Source organism: Flavobacterium frigoritolerans, assembly GCF_025847275.1.
Taxonomy (GTDB): domain Bacteria; phylum Bacteroidota; class Bacteroidia; order Flavobacteriales; family Flavobacteriaceae; genus Flavobacterium; species Flavobacterium frigoritolerans.
On sequence record NZ_JAOZEV010000001.1, the window covers coordinates 362,473 to 378,783 of the forward strand.

11 protein-coding genes are annotated in these 16,311 nt (G+C 33.5%); 9 read left to right on the forward strand and 2 right to left on the reverse strand.

Going from position 1 to position 16,311, the window contains the following annotated elements; all coding sequences use genetic code 11:
- Nucleotides 1–794 precede the first annotated feature (794 nt).
- The 4 genes from OIU80_RS01565 to OIU80_RS01580 all read left to right on the forward strand — a co-directional run bounded on the left by OIU80_RS01565 (nucleotide 795) and on the right by OIU80_RS01580 (nucleotide 7,394).
- Nucleotides 795–3,908 carry a non-ribosomal peptide synthetase gene (locus OIU80_RS01565; RefSeq protein WP_264285353.1) on the forward strand — a complete coding sequence of 1,038 codons (3,114 nt, stop codon included), beginning with the start codon at nucleotides 795–797 and terminating at the stop codon, nucleotides 3,906–3,908.
- 391 nt (nucleotides 3,909–4,299) lie between these two features.
- A complete protein-coding gene (locus tag OIU80_RS01570) occupies nucleotides 4,300–6,162 on the forward strand; it encodes an ABC-F family ATP-binding cassette domain-containing protein (protein ID WP_264285354.1) in 1,863 nt (620 codons plus the stop codon).
- 240 nt (nucleotides 6,163–6,402) lie between these two features.
- Nucleotides 6,403–6,771 carry a four helix bundle protein gene (locus OIU80_RS01575; RefSeq protein ID WP_264285355.1) on the forward strand — a complete coding sequence of 123 codons (369 nt, stop codon included), beginning with the start codon at nucleotides 6,403–6,405 and terminating at the stop codon, nucleotides 6,769–6,771.
- Nucleotides 6,772–6,923: 152 nt separating this feature from the next.
- Nucleotides 6,924–7,394, forward strand: a complete 471-nt coding sequence (locus OIU80_RS01580; RefSeq protein ID WP_264285356.1) for an FKBP-type peptidyl-prolyl cis-trans isomerase — start codon at nucleotides 6,924–6,926, stop codon at nucleotides 7,392–7,394.
- A 114-nt stretch (nucleotides 7,395–7,508) separates the two neighbouring features.
- Here the strand turns inward: OIU80_RS01580 and OIU80_RS01585 are convergent, their stop codons facing one another.
- Complete coding sequence (locus OIU80_RS01585; protein WP_264285357.1) at nucleotides 7,509–9,062, reverse strand: SDR family NAD(P)-dependent oxidoreductase; 1,554 nt, start codon at nucleotides 9,060–9,062, stop codon at nucleotides 7,509–7,511.
- Between the two features lie 177 nt (nucleotides 9,063–9,239).
- Between OIU80_RS01585 and OIU80_RS01590 the strand changes: the two genes are divergently transcribed.
- Nucleotides 9,240–10,025 carry an O-methyltransferase gene (locus OIU80_RS01590; protein WP_264285358.1) on the forward strand — a complete coding sequence of 262 codons (786 nt, stop codon included), beginning with the start codon at nucleotides 9,240–9,242 and terminating at the stop codon, nucleotides 10,023–10,025.
- A gap of 77 nt (nucleotides 10,026–10,102) precedes the next feature.
- On the opposite strand, the gene OIU80_RS01595 is transcribed toward OIU80_RS01590, so the two are convergent.
- Complete coding sequence (locus tag OIU80_RS01595; RefSeq protein ID WP_264285359.1) at nucleotides 10,103–10,753, reverse strand: DUF6565 domain-containing protein; 651 nt, start codon at nucleotides 10,751–10,753, stop codon at nucleotides 10,103–10,105.
- Nucleotides 10,754–11,068: 315 nt separating this feature from the next.
- On the opposite strand from OIU80_RS01595, the gene OIU80_RS01600 reads away from it, so the two are divergent.
- From OIU80_RS01600 to secA, 4 genes are all read left to right on the forward strand, one after another.
- Nucleotides 11,069–11,767, forward strand: coding sequence for an ABC transporter ATP-binding protein (locus OIU80_RS01600; RefSeq protein ID WP_264285360.1), 699 nt, complete (start codon nucleotides 11,069–11,071; stop codon nucleotides 11,765–11,767).
- A 107-nt stretch (nucleotides 11,768–11,874) separates the two neighbouring features.
- Nucleotides 11,875–12,444, forward strand: coding sequence for a cob(I)yrinic acid a,c-diamide adenosyltransferase (locus OIU80_RS01605; RefSeq protein WP_264285361.1), 570 nt, complete (start codon nucleotides 11,875–11,877; stop codon nucleotides 12,442–12,444).
- A 149-nt stretch (nucleotides 12,445–12,593) separates the two neighbouring features.
- Entirely contained in the window at nucleotides 12,594–12,815 is a 222-nt protein-coding gene (locus OIU80_RS01610; protein WP_007138072.1) for a DUF2795 domain-containing protein, read from the forward strand.
- Nucleotides 12,816–12,906: 91 nt separating this feature from the next.
- Nucleotides 12,907–16,248, forward strand: coding sequence for a preprotein translocase subunit SecA (gene secA, locus OIU80_RS01615; RefSeq protein ID WP_264285362.1), 3,342 nt, complete (start codon nucleotides 12,907–12,909; stop codon nucleotides 16,246–16,248).
- The last annotated feature ends 63 nt before the right edge of the window (nucleotides 16,249–16,311 follow it).

Sequence of the window (16,311 nt, forward strand, 5' to 3'; positions counted from 1 at the left end):
AAGTAAAATTTACCATCACATTTTATAAGCATTTTTCTGAAAAGTACATTTTAGTAACACTAACCCGTTGGTGTAATTATTTTAATCTCCAAATCGTCTATTGTAATTATATCACTTTCATTGCTTGCTCTTCAATTTAAAGCATTAACACGGGCATTGAGCTAGGGATAAAATTAGTAATACGTAGGTTTTCTTAAGCAGCTGCTACATCGTTATGCGCAATTTTAATGCCTACTTGGAGATGTACCCCGCCTAGTGACATCTTAAGGATTTCTATCTGCACATTAAACGTAACGTTCCCGATACTAGTCAGGCACAGCCCGAATAAAATAACACATTTGTAAATTATAAATAAGAGGCTGTCTAAAGTTAGACTGGTTTTTTCTTTACAGTAAATTCTTTTAATTTTTTATATTTCTTAATTACACCGACCACTTAGTATATTTAATTTAAAAAAGTAACGTTGAAAGCATATTCAATTGGGGTAAAAAGCATAAATCAACATTTTTATAATGTTAATTTATGCTTTTTTTTTATAAATAATTAAAAATCAGCATGATAAAACATATCTGCATGAAAAATGTCAATATATTTAATCCAGTTCTTATTTAAAATAAAGAAAAATGTACAATTTTAGAATATAGTTCTGTTTTAGAAAATAACACCTGCTAAACTTATCGAAACACCCTTGATAAAAAAGAAGAGTAAATGTAATGAATCATGGTAGAATGAGTGTTTTATTCACCTTAGTATATTTTTATATAATTTCTAATCAATATTTAAAACAAATACATATGAATGTACCACCCCCAAATTATGAAACGGATAGTTTCCTTCAAAACAGCACATCAGAACATCTTACAAATCAGAAAAAAAACCTTTTGCTTGAAACATTTAATGACACAGGCACATCGTATGCCCCCCATCTTACATTACCCGATTTATTTAGGGAATCAACATATAGATACCCTAAGAATACAGCAGTTGTTTACGGTAATGAAAGTATCACTTATCAGGAACTGAATGAGCAAAGTAATAAGCTGGCTAATTATTTGCTTTCTTTTGGTATAGGCGCAGGATCGCTGGTTCCCATTCAGTTAAATCGTTCTATTGAAATGATTATTTCTATTATTGGAATTTTAAAATCCGGTGCGGCTTACATCCCTTTAGATTATTCGCTTCCTTCTAAAAGAATTTCTTACATCATAGCAAACTCAGACGCCAAAGTGATTATTACAGACATTGCCAGAAAGGGCACAATATCCGACGATGTGGTTAGTATTTCTTTAACAGATAATGTATTTCAGAAACAGTCTGATCAATTCACACCAGTTGCCATAACACCCGATGATCTCGCTTATGTTATTTATACTTCTGGCTCTACCGGAAATCCAAAAGGTGTAATGGTTACCCATCAGTCTATTGAGCATTTGGTAACATGGCACAATAAACATTTTAATATAACTTCTAATAGCAGTCTTAGTTTTGTCGCAGGATCCGGTTTTGATATTGCGGTTTGGGAAATATGGTCATCATTGGCGGCTGGGGCAATATTGTATATTGCCGACAACGAAGAGCGCACCAATGCCATTCAGTTATTGGAATATTATATCCGTAATAAAATAAGTCATGGGTTTGCGCCAACTGTCTTGGCTCCAGAGATTATTAAAGTATCCAAAGAAAAAAAACTTTCATTAATCTATTTGTTTACAGCGGGTGAAAAATTGAAGCCAGTAAATACAAAGGGACTCCCATACACATTCATAGATTATTACGGCCCCACAGAATGTACTATTTATGCCACTTTTTATACGGTGAATCATCCTGAAGGAACTTATGTTTCTTCAATTGGCAAACCTATTGCCAATACTCAAGCTTATGTACTGAGTCCTCAACTGGATTTGTTGCCTGTAGGCGCAGTTGGTGAGTTATGTATTAGCGGCGAATGTTTGTCTAAAGGATATTGGAAACAACCTGAATTAACCAATCAGAAATTTATAAAACATCCTTTTAAACCCGGGAAAAAATTATACAAAACAGGAGATCTTGTACGCTGGCTGACTGATGGTAATTTAGAATATATTGGAAGAATTGATAATCAGGTAAAAATACGCGGATACAGAATAGAATTGGGTGAAATTGAAAATGTGCTTGTTTGCATACCTTTTGTGAGTAAAGCAGTGGTGATAGCCAAAGAGAACAGTAAAGAACATAAAGTCCTGGTAGCATTTATAGTATTAGAGAAAAATTTAGATATCGCTAGTGAGCAAGCTTATGTAAATCCAATTCGACAATATATTAAGGAAGAACTGCCAGGATATATGGTTCCAGCACATTTTATTGTAATAGACGAAATACCAATGAATGCCAATGGAAAAACAGATATTAATCGTCTGCATGAGCTTCATATGGAAGATAATGCAAATGCGGGTATAGTTTCTGCTCCAAAAACAAAAGCAGAAGAAATTATTGCTAATGTATGGAGAGAATTGCTGGACAGGAACTCAATTGACGTAACAGATAATTTCTTTGATATTGGAGGAGACTCATTATTGGTGGCAATAGCCGTTACTGATATTACCAGTAAATTGAATGTGAAAACATTCATGAGAGAGATGTATCAATATCCTACCATAGAATCACTGGCAGCTATATTAACAAAACGAAAAATGGCTGTTTCAGTGATTCCTGAGGAAGATGTAGAGCCAGTGATTGAATTGCAAAAAGATGTGTTTTTATCACCGGGTACTGTTATCAGGGGAAATTTTGATACTAACACCCTTGTCGACCCAAAAAATATTTTTCTAACAGGGGTTACAGGTTTTATAGGGATCAATTTAGTCGAAGAATTACTGCTAAAAACCGAGGCTGATATTTATTGTCTGATACGTGCCAAAAATGAATATGATGCGCTGCTTAAGATTAATGAACTTATGGATAAATTCCATATTTCAATTAATGAAGAACTTAAAAAAAGAATTGTGCCAGTAATTGGAGATTTAACCAAATCAAGTTTAGGTCTGCCAGCTACGCAATTTAATAAGTTGGCAGATATAATAGACGTGATTTATCATTCTGCAAGTTCTGTAAATTTTATTCAGCCTTATTCCTATATGAAAGCTACAAATGTCGATGGTCTTCGAGAGATTGTACATTTTGCAGCACACAGTAAACTCAAATGCTTAGTTCTTTTATCTACCATATCTGTTTACAGTTGGGGACATGTGTTTACAAATAAAACTGTAATGACAGAGTATGATGATATCAAGCAAAATATACTTGCTGTTAGTAAAGACATTGGATATGTTCGAAGCAAGTATGTAATGGAAGAAATTGCAGATCTAGCTGCCTCAAAAGGATTACCAGTTATTACGTATCGTTTGGGTTACGCCATGTGTCATGGCACAAGTGGTGCAAGCGCACCTTACCAATGGTGGGCAGGTCTAGTAAAACTTTGTTTGAAGCACAATATGTACCCAGATCTTAAAGAACTCCGTGAAGGCTTGATTACAGTAGATTACATGGTAAAATCGATCGTACATATTTCTAAAAACCCTGATGCTATTGGTCACAAATTTAACCTGATCGCATCTCCAGAAACCAATCTGACCCTTGAGCAGTTCTTCCAGTTGTTGCATGATTATTACCCGTTGCAATTACAAAAAATGTCCTATAAAGAATGGCGCAAAGTTTGGGAAGATAACAGCAGTTGTGAGCTGTATCCTCTTACAAGTCTTTTTAAAGACAATATGCATGAAGGACTTTCTACGGTAGAGCTATATCAGAACACTTATATATGGGATAATACGAAAGTCAAAACATTCCTTAAAGATAGCGATATCAAAGAACCTATATTCAATAAGAAAGTAATGGATGCTTATCTGGCTTATCTGGGGATCAGTCTTTAATAATGATTATTTTTTACAAAAAGGCTGTCTAAAAAGTAGAGGACACTGAAAGAGTCCTTTAAATTTGAAAAGGTAATTTTACAAGTAAACATATAAACACTAAAGAAGCAATGATTATTTTAGGAATTAGAAGTTAAACCACCATTGGCAAATATAAAATCGAAGGCAAAATTAAAGCCTACAGTCCTTTTACCAATCGAAAGAGAATAAGGTCAACGAACTATTAAAAATACAAAGTAAAAGATAGCCTAGTGCTATCTTTTTTTGTTACGTTCAAAAGGGTATCTTTGCCAGCAAATTAAAGAAAAACAGTCTTTTAGTGTTAAAGACTTAATTAGAGACCTACAAACAACAATGCATTGTAACTATCTGATTTTAAATAAATTAAAAAATGAATTACCTTTCTGTAGAAAATATATCCAAGTCATTTGGTGAAAGAACCTTATTTGACAACATCTCTTTTGGAATCAATAAGGACCAAAAAATTGCTTTCATTGCCAAAAATGGCTCTGGAAAAACAACTATTATGAGTATTATCAATGGTTTAGAAGAACCAGATACAGGTCAGGTAGTTTTAAGAAAAGGAATCAAAATGGCCTTTCTTTCCCAAAATAATAATTTACAAGAGGAACTTACTATCGAAGAAAGCATATTTGCTTCTGATAATGAAACCCTAAAAGTTATTGAAGCCTATGAAAAAGCATTAGAAAATCCAGAAGATGAAGAAGCATATCAAAAAGCTTTTGACGGAATGGATCAACATAATGCATGGGATTTCGAAACACAATACAAGCAAATTCTGTTTAAACTAAAACTAGAGAACTTTAAACTTAAAGTAAAAAGTCTTTCTGGAGGGCAGAAAAAACGTTTATCATTAGCGATTATCCTTATCAACCGTCCTGATTTATTAATTCTGGATGAGCCTACCAATCACTTGGATCTTGAAATGATTGAATGGCTGGAAAGTTATTTTGCTAAAGAAAACATTACCCTTTTTATGGTAACACACGACCGTTTCTTCCTAGAGCGTGTTTGTAATGAAATCATAGAATTAGACAACGGTAAATTATACCAATACAAAGGAAATTACTCTTATTACTTAGAGAAAAAAGAAGAGCGAATTGCTTCTGAAAACTCAAGTGTAGATAAAGCACAAAACTTATTTGTAAAAGAATTAGAATGGATGCGTCGCCAACCAAAAGCAAGAACGACAAAATCTAAATCTCGTCAGGATGACTTTTATGTAATTAAAGAAAAAGCACAAAGTCGTCGTCGCGAAAATAAAGTCGAACTTGAAATTAATATGGAACGTATGGGAAGCAAAATTATTGAGCTTCACAAAATTTCTAAAAAATTCAAAGATCACGTTATTTTAGATAATTTCAGTTTTGATTTCCAACGCGGAGAACGTATCGGAATTATTGGTAAAAATGGAACTGGAAAATCGACTTTCCTTAATTTATTAACGGGGACACTTCCGCTAGATTCAGGAAAAGTTGTTGTTGGAGAAACAATCAAAATAGGATATTATACCCAAAGCGGAATCAATCCTAAACCAGGACAACGTGTTATCGATGTTATCAAAGAATACGGAGAGTATATTCCGTTAATGAAAGGAAAGATTATTTCAGCTTCACAATTATTAGAGCGTTTCCTTTTTGATGCCAAAAAACAATATGATTTTGTAGATAGATTAAGTGGTGGAGAATTAAAACGTTTGTATTTATGTACCGTTTTGATTCAGAATCCTAACTTCCTTATTCTGGATGAGCCTACAAACGATTTAGATATCGTAACATTAAACGTTTTGGAGAGTTTCCTTTTGGATTATCCTGGATGCTTATTAGTAGTTTCTCATGATAGATACTTTATGGATAAAATTGTGGATCACTTATTCATTTTTAGAGGACAAGGTGTTGTTGAAGATTTCCCAGGAAATTACTCCGATTTTAGAGCCTATGAAGATAGTACTGATGTAGCTCAAAAAGAAGAAAACAAAGCCGAAAAGAAAGATTGGAAACAAAACAATCCAACTGGAAATCTAACTTTCAATGAGCAAAAAGAATATCAAAAACTAGAAAGAGAAATCAAAGATTTAGAGATTGATAAAACTAAAATTGAGCAATTATTCTCTGACGGAAAAGTAGCTGATGCTGATATCGAGAAAAAAGCCAATGAGTTGCAAAATATCATTAACAAAATAGATCAAAAAGAAGAGCGCTGGTTTGAGCTTTCTGCTAAGATTGAAGGGTAAAATTTTAGTTTACAGTATCGGTCTCGGTTTTCAGTTTCAATAGCAGTCTTTAGCTACAATTGGACAGTTAAAACCTATTGATTTATAAATATATAAGCCAAAACAAAGTAAAATCTTGTTTTGGCTTTTTGTTTTTTATATCGTTCTATTTTTCAACTTAAAGTTTTTCACAGAGTTTCTTTTTAAGCTAATTTGAAGGTTTTATCTTATTTTTTCATATACTTGTTAAAAATTAAATTAATGGGTTTTAAAGAATTATTAGCGTATCAAAAATCATTTCAACTTGCAATGGAAATATTTGAACTATCAAAATCATTTCCCTCTGAAGAAAAGTATTCTCTTACTGATCAAATACGACGTTCATCCAGAAGTGTATCTGCAAATATTTCTGAGTCATATCGAAAAAGAAGATATGTAAATCACTTCATAAGCAAACTCACTGATAGCGATGCCGAAAACTCAGAAACAAATGTTTGGTTACAATTTTGTTTTCAATGTAAATACATAAACAAAGAAACATTTGACAATTTAAATAATAGAAGCATTGAAATTGGAAAACTAATTAATTACATGATAAACAATCCTAGTAAATTTGGTTGCACAATTTAGTAATCAGTCACCGTTTTCAGTTTTCACTAGATAGCAGATGTTAAACTGCTAAATAATTACTTAAAAAGAATACTGAAACTGTAAACCGAGACTGAGACTGAAACTAAACACTGAAATTATACTATATTTACGCCTTTAAAAAATCACTTTACATGAAACACCTTATACCTGCACTATTAGCTTTAACACTTTTTATTTCTTGTGCTAAAAACAAAAAAACCGAAAACACTGACACTCTTGTTGACAATGTTGCTAAAAACGAACAACAAATCAAAGATTATGTAGCCAAAAATAAATTAAACGCACATAGAACTGAATCTGGTTTGTATTATGTAGTCAACGAGCCTGGAACTGGAGCACAGCCAACAGCAACCTCTAACGTAACGGTAGCCTACAAAGGTTCTTTTATAGATGGAAAAGTATTTGATGAAAGTAGTGCTGGAATTTCTTTTGGTCTAGACCAAGTTATAAAAGGATGGACAGAAGGTATTCCTTATTTTAAAACTGGAGGCAGCGGTACACTTATAGTTCCTGCACATTTAGGATATGGAGACAATGATTACAGTTCTATCCCCGGAGGTTCAGTACTTATTTTTGATATTAAATTAATTTCAGTAAACTAAATTTTTTATTTACTGTTTTAAATAACAAAAACCACAACAAAATTTAATTCTGTTGTGGTTTTTGTTATTATGAGGTAAAAAAACTGAGACTGTGACCGAGACTGAAAACTAATTCTACCAAGGAATCGGGTTATAGTCTTTCAAGAATTTACCACACCAATGCTTCCCTGTGTTAATTCCATCGAATAAAGGATCCATTACACGTGCAGCGCCATCAACAATATCTAGTGGTGGCTGAAAATCTTCTAGTTCTTGTTTCTTTTTGGCCAATTCGGCAGGATCTTCATCGGTTACCCAGCCCGTATCAACAGCATTCATAAAAATTCCATGTTTTGCCAATGTTCCCGATGAAGTATGCGTTAACATATTCAAAGCAGCTTTCGCCATATTGGTATGCGGGTGACGGTCTTCTTTAAAAAAGCGATGAAACTTCCCTTCCATTGCCGAAACATTTATAATGTGTTTTTGTCCTGTGTTGTCTTTCTTCATTACTTCCGAAAGGCGGTTGCATAAAACAAAAGGCGCAACCGAATTTACTAATTGAACCTCAATCATCTCAGTTGTTTCTATTTGTCCCAATCTTAAACGCCAACTATTTGTTTTACGTAAATCAACCTGTTGTAAATCAGCATCAAGTTCTCCTTCTGGAAAAACCTCATTTGCTACAAGGGCATTATCAAAAGAATAAGGAATCTGAGATAATTTAGCCGAAGCACGCAATCCTATTCCAGGTTCAGGCCCATGCCAGGTTACAGGCATATTTTGGTTAGAAGAAGCTCCCGAAGTCAGTACCTTTAACTCATCCAAACAATTCGTATGATCTAGTAATAATTCTTGTGCTTGTTTAGGTAAAGAAGCTATTGCAAGCTCCTCATTTTCCATTAAATGAGTATAAAATCCAGCTGGACGTCTCACTGTTTGTGCAGCATTATTGATAAGAATATCCAATCGCTCGTACTTTTGCTCAATAAAATTGCAAAAAATCTCCACACTCGGAATATGACGTAAATCTAATCCGTGAATTTTTAAACGATGTCCCCATTCCATAAAATCATCCTCTTTAGAAAATCGCAATGCAGAATCAACGGGGAAACGTGTTGTTGCAATAACGGTTGCCCCGCCACGCAGAAGCATCAAAGTAATATGATATCCAATTTTTAAACGAGAACCTGTTATAACAGCAACTTGCCCTTTTACATCAGCAGTTTGAAAACGTTTGGCATAATTAAAATCACCACAATCCGTACACATTGTATCGTAAAAGTGATGCATCTTGGTAAATCCAGTTTTACATACATAACAATTCCTAGGCGTTTCTAACTCCAATTGTTCCTTGTGAGCAAGATCATTATAAGCCAATAATTTTGGTGCAACAAATATGCTTGCTTCACGAGCATGTCGAATTCCAGTTTCTTTACGAGCGGTTTTATCCTTCTTTTCCTTTTTACGTTTAACAGCTTCCTTACCGTCTTTAATTCTTCGAGAAAACTCACCTCTATCTGGTCTGGAAAACATACCCGCTTCTTTAAGCAGAGCAATTCTTTGTTCTTTGGGAATATCAAATATTTGATCAGTATCAGTGTTTAATTGTGCCAAAACAGCAATACATCGGTCTATTTCTTCCGAAGTTATTGTATTCTTTATTTCCGTTTCTTCCTTCGTTATCATAAAATGCGTATTACTATTAGCTCAAATTTAAAGCCCGCAAATATAGTCTTTTTTAGAGTCTGAAAGTCGAAAGTCTAAAAGTCATAAAGTCTCCCTTTTTACATTTTACTTTATACTTTTTAGACTTTATGCCTCTCGACTTTTTTGTATCTTCGCGCCTACTTTGCAAAAGTCATTATGTTATTTCAAATAAAATCATATCTCAAATTCCTTTGGAACTCCAAAAACGAACACGCAGTGCATTCGCCTTTTGTGTTTAATTTATTAACGAAATGTTTTTATGACAAAAAAACAAAGCCAGAATATGCCATTTTAAGCGCTTATCGAAAATCATTTTTACAAAATAAGAATACAATCGAAGTAACTGACTTGGGCGCAGGGTCAAGAGTCTTTAAAGACAATACAAGACAAATTTCGAAGATTGCTAAAACAGCAGGGATTTCTCCTAAAAGAGCCGAGTTACTATTCCGAATTACCGCTTACTTTAAACCAGATAATATACTAGAAATAGGAACTTCCTTAGGATTGGCAACTTCTGCCCTAGCCTTAGGAAATCCAAAAGCTACAGTTACAACACTCGAAGGTTGCCCAGAAACGGCAAAAGAAGCTCAATTACAATTACAAAAATTTAATTGTGCTAATGTAAAATCGGTAGTTACAGAATTTGAAAGCTATTTTAAAAGTCTTCAATTGGGATTGAAAACTAAAAACTACGACCTCATTTACTTTGATGGAAATCACTCTAAAAAAGCAACTTTAGATTATTTTGAGCTTTTACTGCCCACAATATCTAATGATACCGTTTGGATTTTTGACGACATTCATTGGTCTTCAGAAATGGAAGAGGCTTGGGAAATCATAAAAAATCATTCCAAAGTAAAAGTTACTATCGATACATATCAATGGGGATTGGTGTTTTTTAGATATGAACAGGAAAAAGAACATTTTATAATTAGAGCATAAAAAAAATGACAGCCATTACTGACTGTCATTTCTGCTCAAAATTCAAAATTTAACCTAATATAAAATACTTAATTAACTTACTTTTTTGCTTCAGCAGTTTCTTCTGATTTTGCTCCCATTCTATTTAGAGTATACATTGGTGCAAATTTCAATTTCAACCCAGCAATTTTTCTATTATCTTCAGACGTAAGACCTTCTTTTTCAACTGTATTTTTACGGCTATCAAGTGCTTCGTACATCATTTTAATCTTATCCCAGTCTTCTCGAGAATAACTATCTTTATTATTCTCAACTGTATGTACAAATTGTTGGTACACACCATGAATATTTTTAGCATTCACCCAATCAAAATTCATATCCTCTCCTATTTTCCCTTCTCCAAATAGATCATCTCGCATTTTTTGTATCTTACTTGGTGTTTTTACAACAGTCATTTCTGCTTTAAAAGCTTCATATTTAGCTTTACTCGATTCTAATCGCTCTTGAGCTTTTGCATTCTCTTTAATATCAGCCAAAGCCATTTCTGCTTTTTCTGCACGTGTTGCATATCCATCTTCAATTGTTTTCCAATTGGCTTTAGCATTTTCTGCAGTTACGTTTTTTATTGAATCTACATATACTACATATGAATCAATGGTTTTTTCAGCTTGCGCTGCTTTTTCATCTTTACATGAGGTAAACCCCATGGCAACAAATGCTATTCCGAATAATAATTGTGTATTTTTCATAATTCCGATTTGTTAATATTATTCATCAAATATAATATTATTTTTGAATAAAAATTAATATTTACTAAAATATTATGATTTTTATTGAATTAAAATTATAAAAATTAACCAAATATGATAATTATATAAATATAAAAAGTAATTATATAAAACATTTAATCTGTTTTGTATTTTACGCCTAAAAAAAACAATCTTACTACCTTACCAATAATAAATAAGTGTAACAAAAATGTATTTTAAACTACTTATGATTAATTCAAAAGTGTTTTGTACTTTTAAAATCTAAAAATTGTAAATCAACAATCATAAACCTCAATGGCAAATCCATTAATTAAAATAACCAATATTAAACGAAATTTTGTGCTTGGAAACGAAATTGTTTATGTCTTAAAAGGAATTGATTTAGAAATAAATAAAGGAGAATATGTTGCCTTAATGGGACCATCGGGTTCCGGAAAATCAACATTAATGAACTTATTGGGATGCTTAGACACTCCTACTTCTGGAAGTTATATCTTAAACGGAAAAGATGTTAGCCAGATGAAAGATGATGAATTAGCAGGAATTAGAAATAAAGAAATTGGCTTTGTTTTCCAAACATTTAATCTTTTACCAAGAACTACTGCACTAGATAATGTTGCTTTACCAATGATTTATGCTGGGCACTCTAAATCAGAACGAATAGTCCGTGCTACCGAAGTACTAAAACAAGTGAATCTCGAAGACAGAATGGATCACCAACCCAATCAGCTTTCAGGAGGACAACGACAACGTGTAGCAATTGCAAGAGCATTAGTCAACAAACCATCGATTATTTTGGCTGATGAACCAACTGGGAATTTAGATAGTAAAACTTCTGTAGAAATCATGAAACTATTTGGTGACATTCATGCCAATGGTAATACTGTGATTCTAGTTACACACGAAGAGGATATTGCCGCCTACGCCCATCGTGTAATCCGTTTGCGTGACGGCCTGATCGAAAGCGATACAAAAACTACAAAACAATTTTAGATTAAGAATTTTAAAAAGTCTCAGGTTTCAAGTTGTAGAAAACTGCAGCCCCCTATTCTAGAAAACTTAAATTCTTAGTATCTCAAAACCTTAGCATCTTAAAAAAAATGAAAATATATACCAAAACAGGAGACAAAGGAACTACTGCGCTTTTTGGCGGTACTCGCGTTCCTAAAGACCATATCCGTATTGATAGTTACGGAACCGTTGATGAATTAAACTCTTATATAGGTCTCATACGAGATCAGGAAATTAATGCACACTATAAGAACATTTTAATCGAAATTCAAGATCGATTATTTACTGTAGGTGCAATTCTAGCAACTCCTGTAGAAAAAGAAGTCTTAAAAAACGGAGAATTGCGCCTTAAAAATTTAGGCATTGTACCAACTGACATCGAATTACTTGAAAATGAAATTGATGCCATGGAAGACACACTACCGCAAATGACCCACTTTGTACTACCTGGAGGACACCAAACCGTGTCATATTGTCACATTGCACGTTGCGTTTGTCGTCGTGCCGAACGATTGGCAGTCCATTTAAGTCATAATGAGACTGTTCCAGAAATAGCAATACAGTACTTAAACCGACTTTCTGACTACCTTTTTGTCTTGGCACGAAAGTTGTCTTCTGACTTAAAAGCGGAGGAAGTTAAATGGATTCCGAGAAAGTAATCTGCTACAGTTTTTAGTATTTGCAATGTAAACTGTAACAGAAAATTGAATACTAAAAGGAACGTTCTTAAATTTTACTAAAATAAATCGTTTTTTACTTGTCTTTCTCAGTAAAAAAATTATTTTTGCACAAACTAAATTGACAAAACATGTATTGGACATTAGAATTAGCATCATATTTAAGTGATGCGCCGTGGCCTGCTAACAAAGACGAACTTATAGACTACGCTATTAGAGCAGGAGCTCCATTAGAAGTAGTAGAAAACCTACAGTCAATTGAAGACGAAGGTGAGATATATGAATCAATGGAAGAAATATGGCCAGATTATCCAACAGACGAAGATTATCTTTGGAATGAGGATGAATATTAAAAAGTAACCCCAAAGAAAAAGTCTCAAAAAAGAGGCTTTTTTTTTGTTCAAATTTACACATTTAGATAAATTATAGAAATACCAACAGATCATGAGTTTCATTAACAGTATTATTAAAGTCTTTGTAGGTGATAAATCACAAAAAGATGTCAAAGCTTTACAACCTTATTTAAACAAAATTAAAACTTTCGAAACTAGCTTAACAGCTTTGTCTCATGACGAACTGAGGGCTAGAACAGCATTTTTTAAACAAAAGATAAAGGACGCAAGAGCCGAAAAAGATGCAAAAATTGCTTCTCTTAAAACAGAAGTAGAAAGCATTGAAGATATTGATAAAAGAGAAGACATTTACGAAGCTATAGATACTTTAGAAAAAGAAGCTTACGAAATCTCAGAAAAAACATTACTAGAAATTCTTCCAGAAGCATTTTCAGTAGTAAAAGAAACAGCTCGCCGTTTTAAAGATAATTCACATATTGAAGTTACTGCTACTGCAAAAGACCGCGAACTTTCGGCTGCAAAAACGTATATTACAATAGATGGAGAAAAATCTATCTGGGCAAATAAATGGAATGCTGCTGGTAAAGAAATTACATGGGACATGGTTCATTACGATGTTCAATTAATTGGTGGTATGGTATTACACGAAGGAAAAGTTGCAGAGATGCAAACTGGTGAAGGTAAAACCTTAGTAGCAACTCTACCTCTTTATCTAAATGCCTTAACTGGAAACGGAGTACACCTAGTAACTGTGAATGATTACTTGGCAAAACGTGATAGTACATGGAAAGCACCTTTATTCGAATTTCATGGTTTAACTGTTGATTGTATTGATAATCACCAACCAAGCTCAGAAGGAAGAAAGAAAGCATACGATGCCGATATTACTTACGGAACAAATAATGAATTCGGTTTTGACTACCTAAGAGATAATATGGCGCATTCGCCAAATGACTTGGTACAAAGAAAACACAATTATGCAATCGTCGATGAGGTCGATTCAGTATTAATTGATGATGCAAGAACACCACTTATCATTTCTGGTCCAGTTCCTCAAGGAGACCGTCATGAATTTAATGAATTGAAACCAAAAATTGAAAACTTAGTAAGTTTACAACGCCAATTGGCAAATGGTTTCTTAGCAGAAGCTAAAAAATTAATAAAAGAAGGAAACACTAAAGATGGTGGATTCTTATTATTAAGAGCTTACAGAAGTTTACCAAGAAACAAAGCTTTAATTAAATTTTTAAGTGAAGAAGGAATCAAACAATTGCTTCAAAAAACTGAAAATCAATACATGCAGGACAACAACCGTGACATGCATAAAATTGATGAGGCTTTATACTTTGTAATTGAAGAAAAAAACAATCAAGTTGAATTAACTGATAACGGAATCAAATTCCTTTCAGGAGATACAGATTCAGACTTTTTCGTATTACCAGACATTGGAACTGAAATCGCTGCTATCGAAAAACAAAAATTAGACAAAGATGCTGAAGCTGAAGCCAAAGAAAGATTATTTCAAGATTTTGGAGTAAAAAGCGAGCGTATCCATACTTTAACTCAGTTATTAAAAGCGTATGCTCTTTTTGAAAAAGATGTAGAATACGTTATAATGGACAACAAAATTATGATTGTCGATGAGCAAACAGGTCGTATCATGGATGGTCGTCGTTATTCTGACGGATTACACCAAGCGATTGAGGCTAAAGAAAATGTAAAAATCGAAGCTGCAACTCAAACTTTTGCAACTGTTACATTACAGAACTACTTTAGAATGTACAGCAAATTAGGCGGTATGACTGGTACTGCAGTAACAGAAGCTGGTGAGTTATGGCAAATATATAAATTAGATGTAGTTGAGATTCCTACGAATCGTCCTATGTCAAGAATAGACAAAGAAGATTACATTTATAAAACTACACGTGAAAAATTCAATGCTGTAATCGAAGATGTAACCGAATTATCAAAAGCTGGAAGACCAGTATTAATTGGAACAACATCTGTAGAAATCTCCGAATTATTAAGCCGTATGCTTAAAATGAGAGGTGTTGCACATAATGTATTGAATGCCAAAATGCACAAGCAAGAGGCACAAATTGTAGAAGAAGCAGGAAAATCAGGAGTAGTAACCATTGCAACCAATATGGCTGGTCGTGGTACCGATATTAAATTGTCTCCAGAAGTAAAAGCTGCAGGAGGTTTAGCAATCATTGGTACAGAACGTCATGATTCTCGTCGTGTAGACAGACAGTTACGTGGTCGTGCTGGTCGTCAAGGTGATCCAGGAAGCTCTCAATTTTATGTTTCTCTTGAAGATAACCTAATGCGTTTATTTGGTTCTGAAAGAGTAGCCAAAGTAATGGATAGAATGGGATTACAAGAAGGTGAAGTAATTCAGCATTCTATGATGACAAAATCTATTGAGCGCGCTCAAAAGAAAGTAGAAGAAAACAACTTCGGAGTTCGTAAACGTTTATTAGAATATGATGACGTTATGAATTCACAACGTGAAGTAGTTTACAAACGTCGTCGTCATGCCTTGTTTGGAGAACGTTTAAAACTAGATATCGCAAACATGCTTTACGATACTTGTGAACTTATTGTAAACCAAAACAAAGCAACAAATGATTTTAAAAATTTCGAGTTTGAATTAATTCGTTATTTCTCTATAACCTCTCCAATATCTGAAGCTGATTTTATCAAATCAACAGAAAATGAGATTACAGGAAAACTATACAAAGAAACTTTAGCTTATTATACTGAAAAAACAGAACGTAGTGCTAGAGAAGCTTTCCCAATCATTAAGGGTGTTTACGAAGAAAAAAACAATCAATTTGAGCGTATTGTAGTTCCGTTTACAGATGGTATCAAAACATTAAATGTTGTTACTGATCTTAAAAAAGCATACGAAACTGAAGGTGCACAACTAATTGCTGATTTCGAGAAAAACATCACTTTATCTATCGTTGATGAGGCTTGGAAAAAACACTTACGCAAAATGGATGAATTGAAACAATCTGTTCAATTAGCCGTTCACGAGCAAAAAGATCCATTGCTTATCTATAAATTAGAAGCTTTTAACTTATTCCGTTCTATGCTGGATAACGTAAATAGAGAAGTAATTTCATTCTTATTCAAAGGTGATTTACCAGCTCAAAACGCTCCAGAAATTCAGGAAGCAAGAGAAGTCCGTCAAAAAGAAAATTACAAATTAAGCAAAGACGAAATCGAAAATAGTGAAGATATCAACCGTGAAGCTGGAGAAACTCAGCAACGCCAAGTAACTGAAACTATCACTAGAGATATGCCTAAAATTAATCGTAATGATAATGTAACAGTACAGCAAGTTGCAACTGGAACAATCGAAACGATGAAATTTAAGAAAGCAGAAAGCTTATTAGCTTCTGGTGAATGGGTTATCGTTAAATAATTTTAAGTCTCAGCATTCAGTCTCAATTAACATTTTGAGACTGAAAACTGAAACTAGAAACTC

Coding starts and splice junctions, on each gene's coding strand:
- OIU80_RS01605 (WP_264285361.1), top strand. CDS start 11,875: ATGAAAATATATACCAAAACAGGAGACAAAGGAACTACTGCGCTTTTT.
- OIU80_RS01600 (WP_264285360.1), top strand. CDS start 11,069: ATGGCAAATCCATTAATTAAAATAACCAATATTAAACGAAATTTTGTG.
- OIU80_RS01590 (WP_264285358.1), top strand. CDS start 9,240: ATGTTATTTCAAATAAAATCATATCTCAAATTCCTTTGGAACTCCAAA.
- secA (WP_264285362.1), top strand. CDS start 12,907: ATGAGTTTCATTAACAGTATTATTAAAGTCTTTGTAGGTGATAAATCA.
- OIU80_RS01575 (WP_264285355.1), top strand. CDS start 6,403: ATGGGTTTTAAAGAATTATTAGCGTATCAAAAATCATTTCAACTTGCA.
- OIU80_RS01565 (WP_264285353.1), top strand. CDS start 795: ATGAATGTACCACCCCCAAATTATGAAACGGATAGTTTCCTTCAAAAC.
- OIU80_RS01570 (WP_264285354.1), top strand. CDS start 4,300: ATGAATTACCTTTCTGTAGAAAATATATCCAAGTCATTTGGTGAAAGA.
- OIU80_RS01580 (WP_264285356.1), top strand. CDS start 6,924: ATGAAACACCTTATACCTGCACTATTAGCTTTAACACTTTTTATTTCT.
- OIU80_RS01585 (WP_264285357.1), bottom strand. CDS start 9,062: ATGATAACGAAGGAAGAAACGGAAATAAAGAATACAATAACTTCGGAA.
- OIU80_RS01595 (WP_264285359.1), bottom strand. CDS start 10,753: ATGAAAAATACACAATTATTATTCGGAATAGCATTTGTTGCCATGGGG.
- OIU80_RS01610 (WP_007138072.1), top strand. CDS start 12,594: ATGTATTGGACATTAGAATTAGCATCATATTTAAGTGATGCGCCGTGG.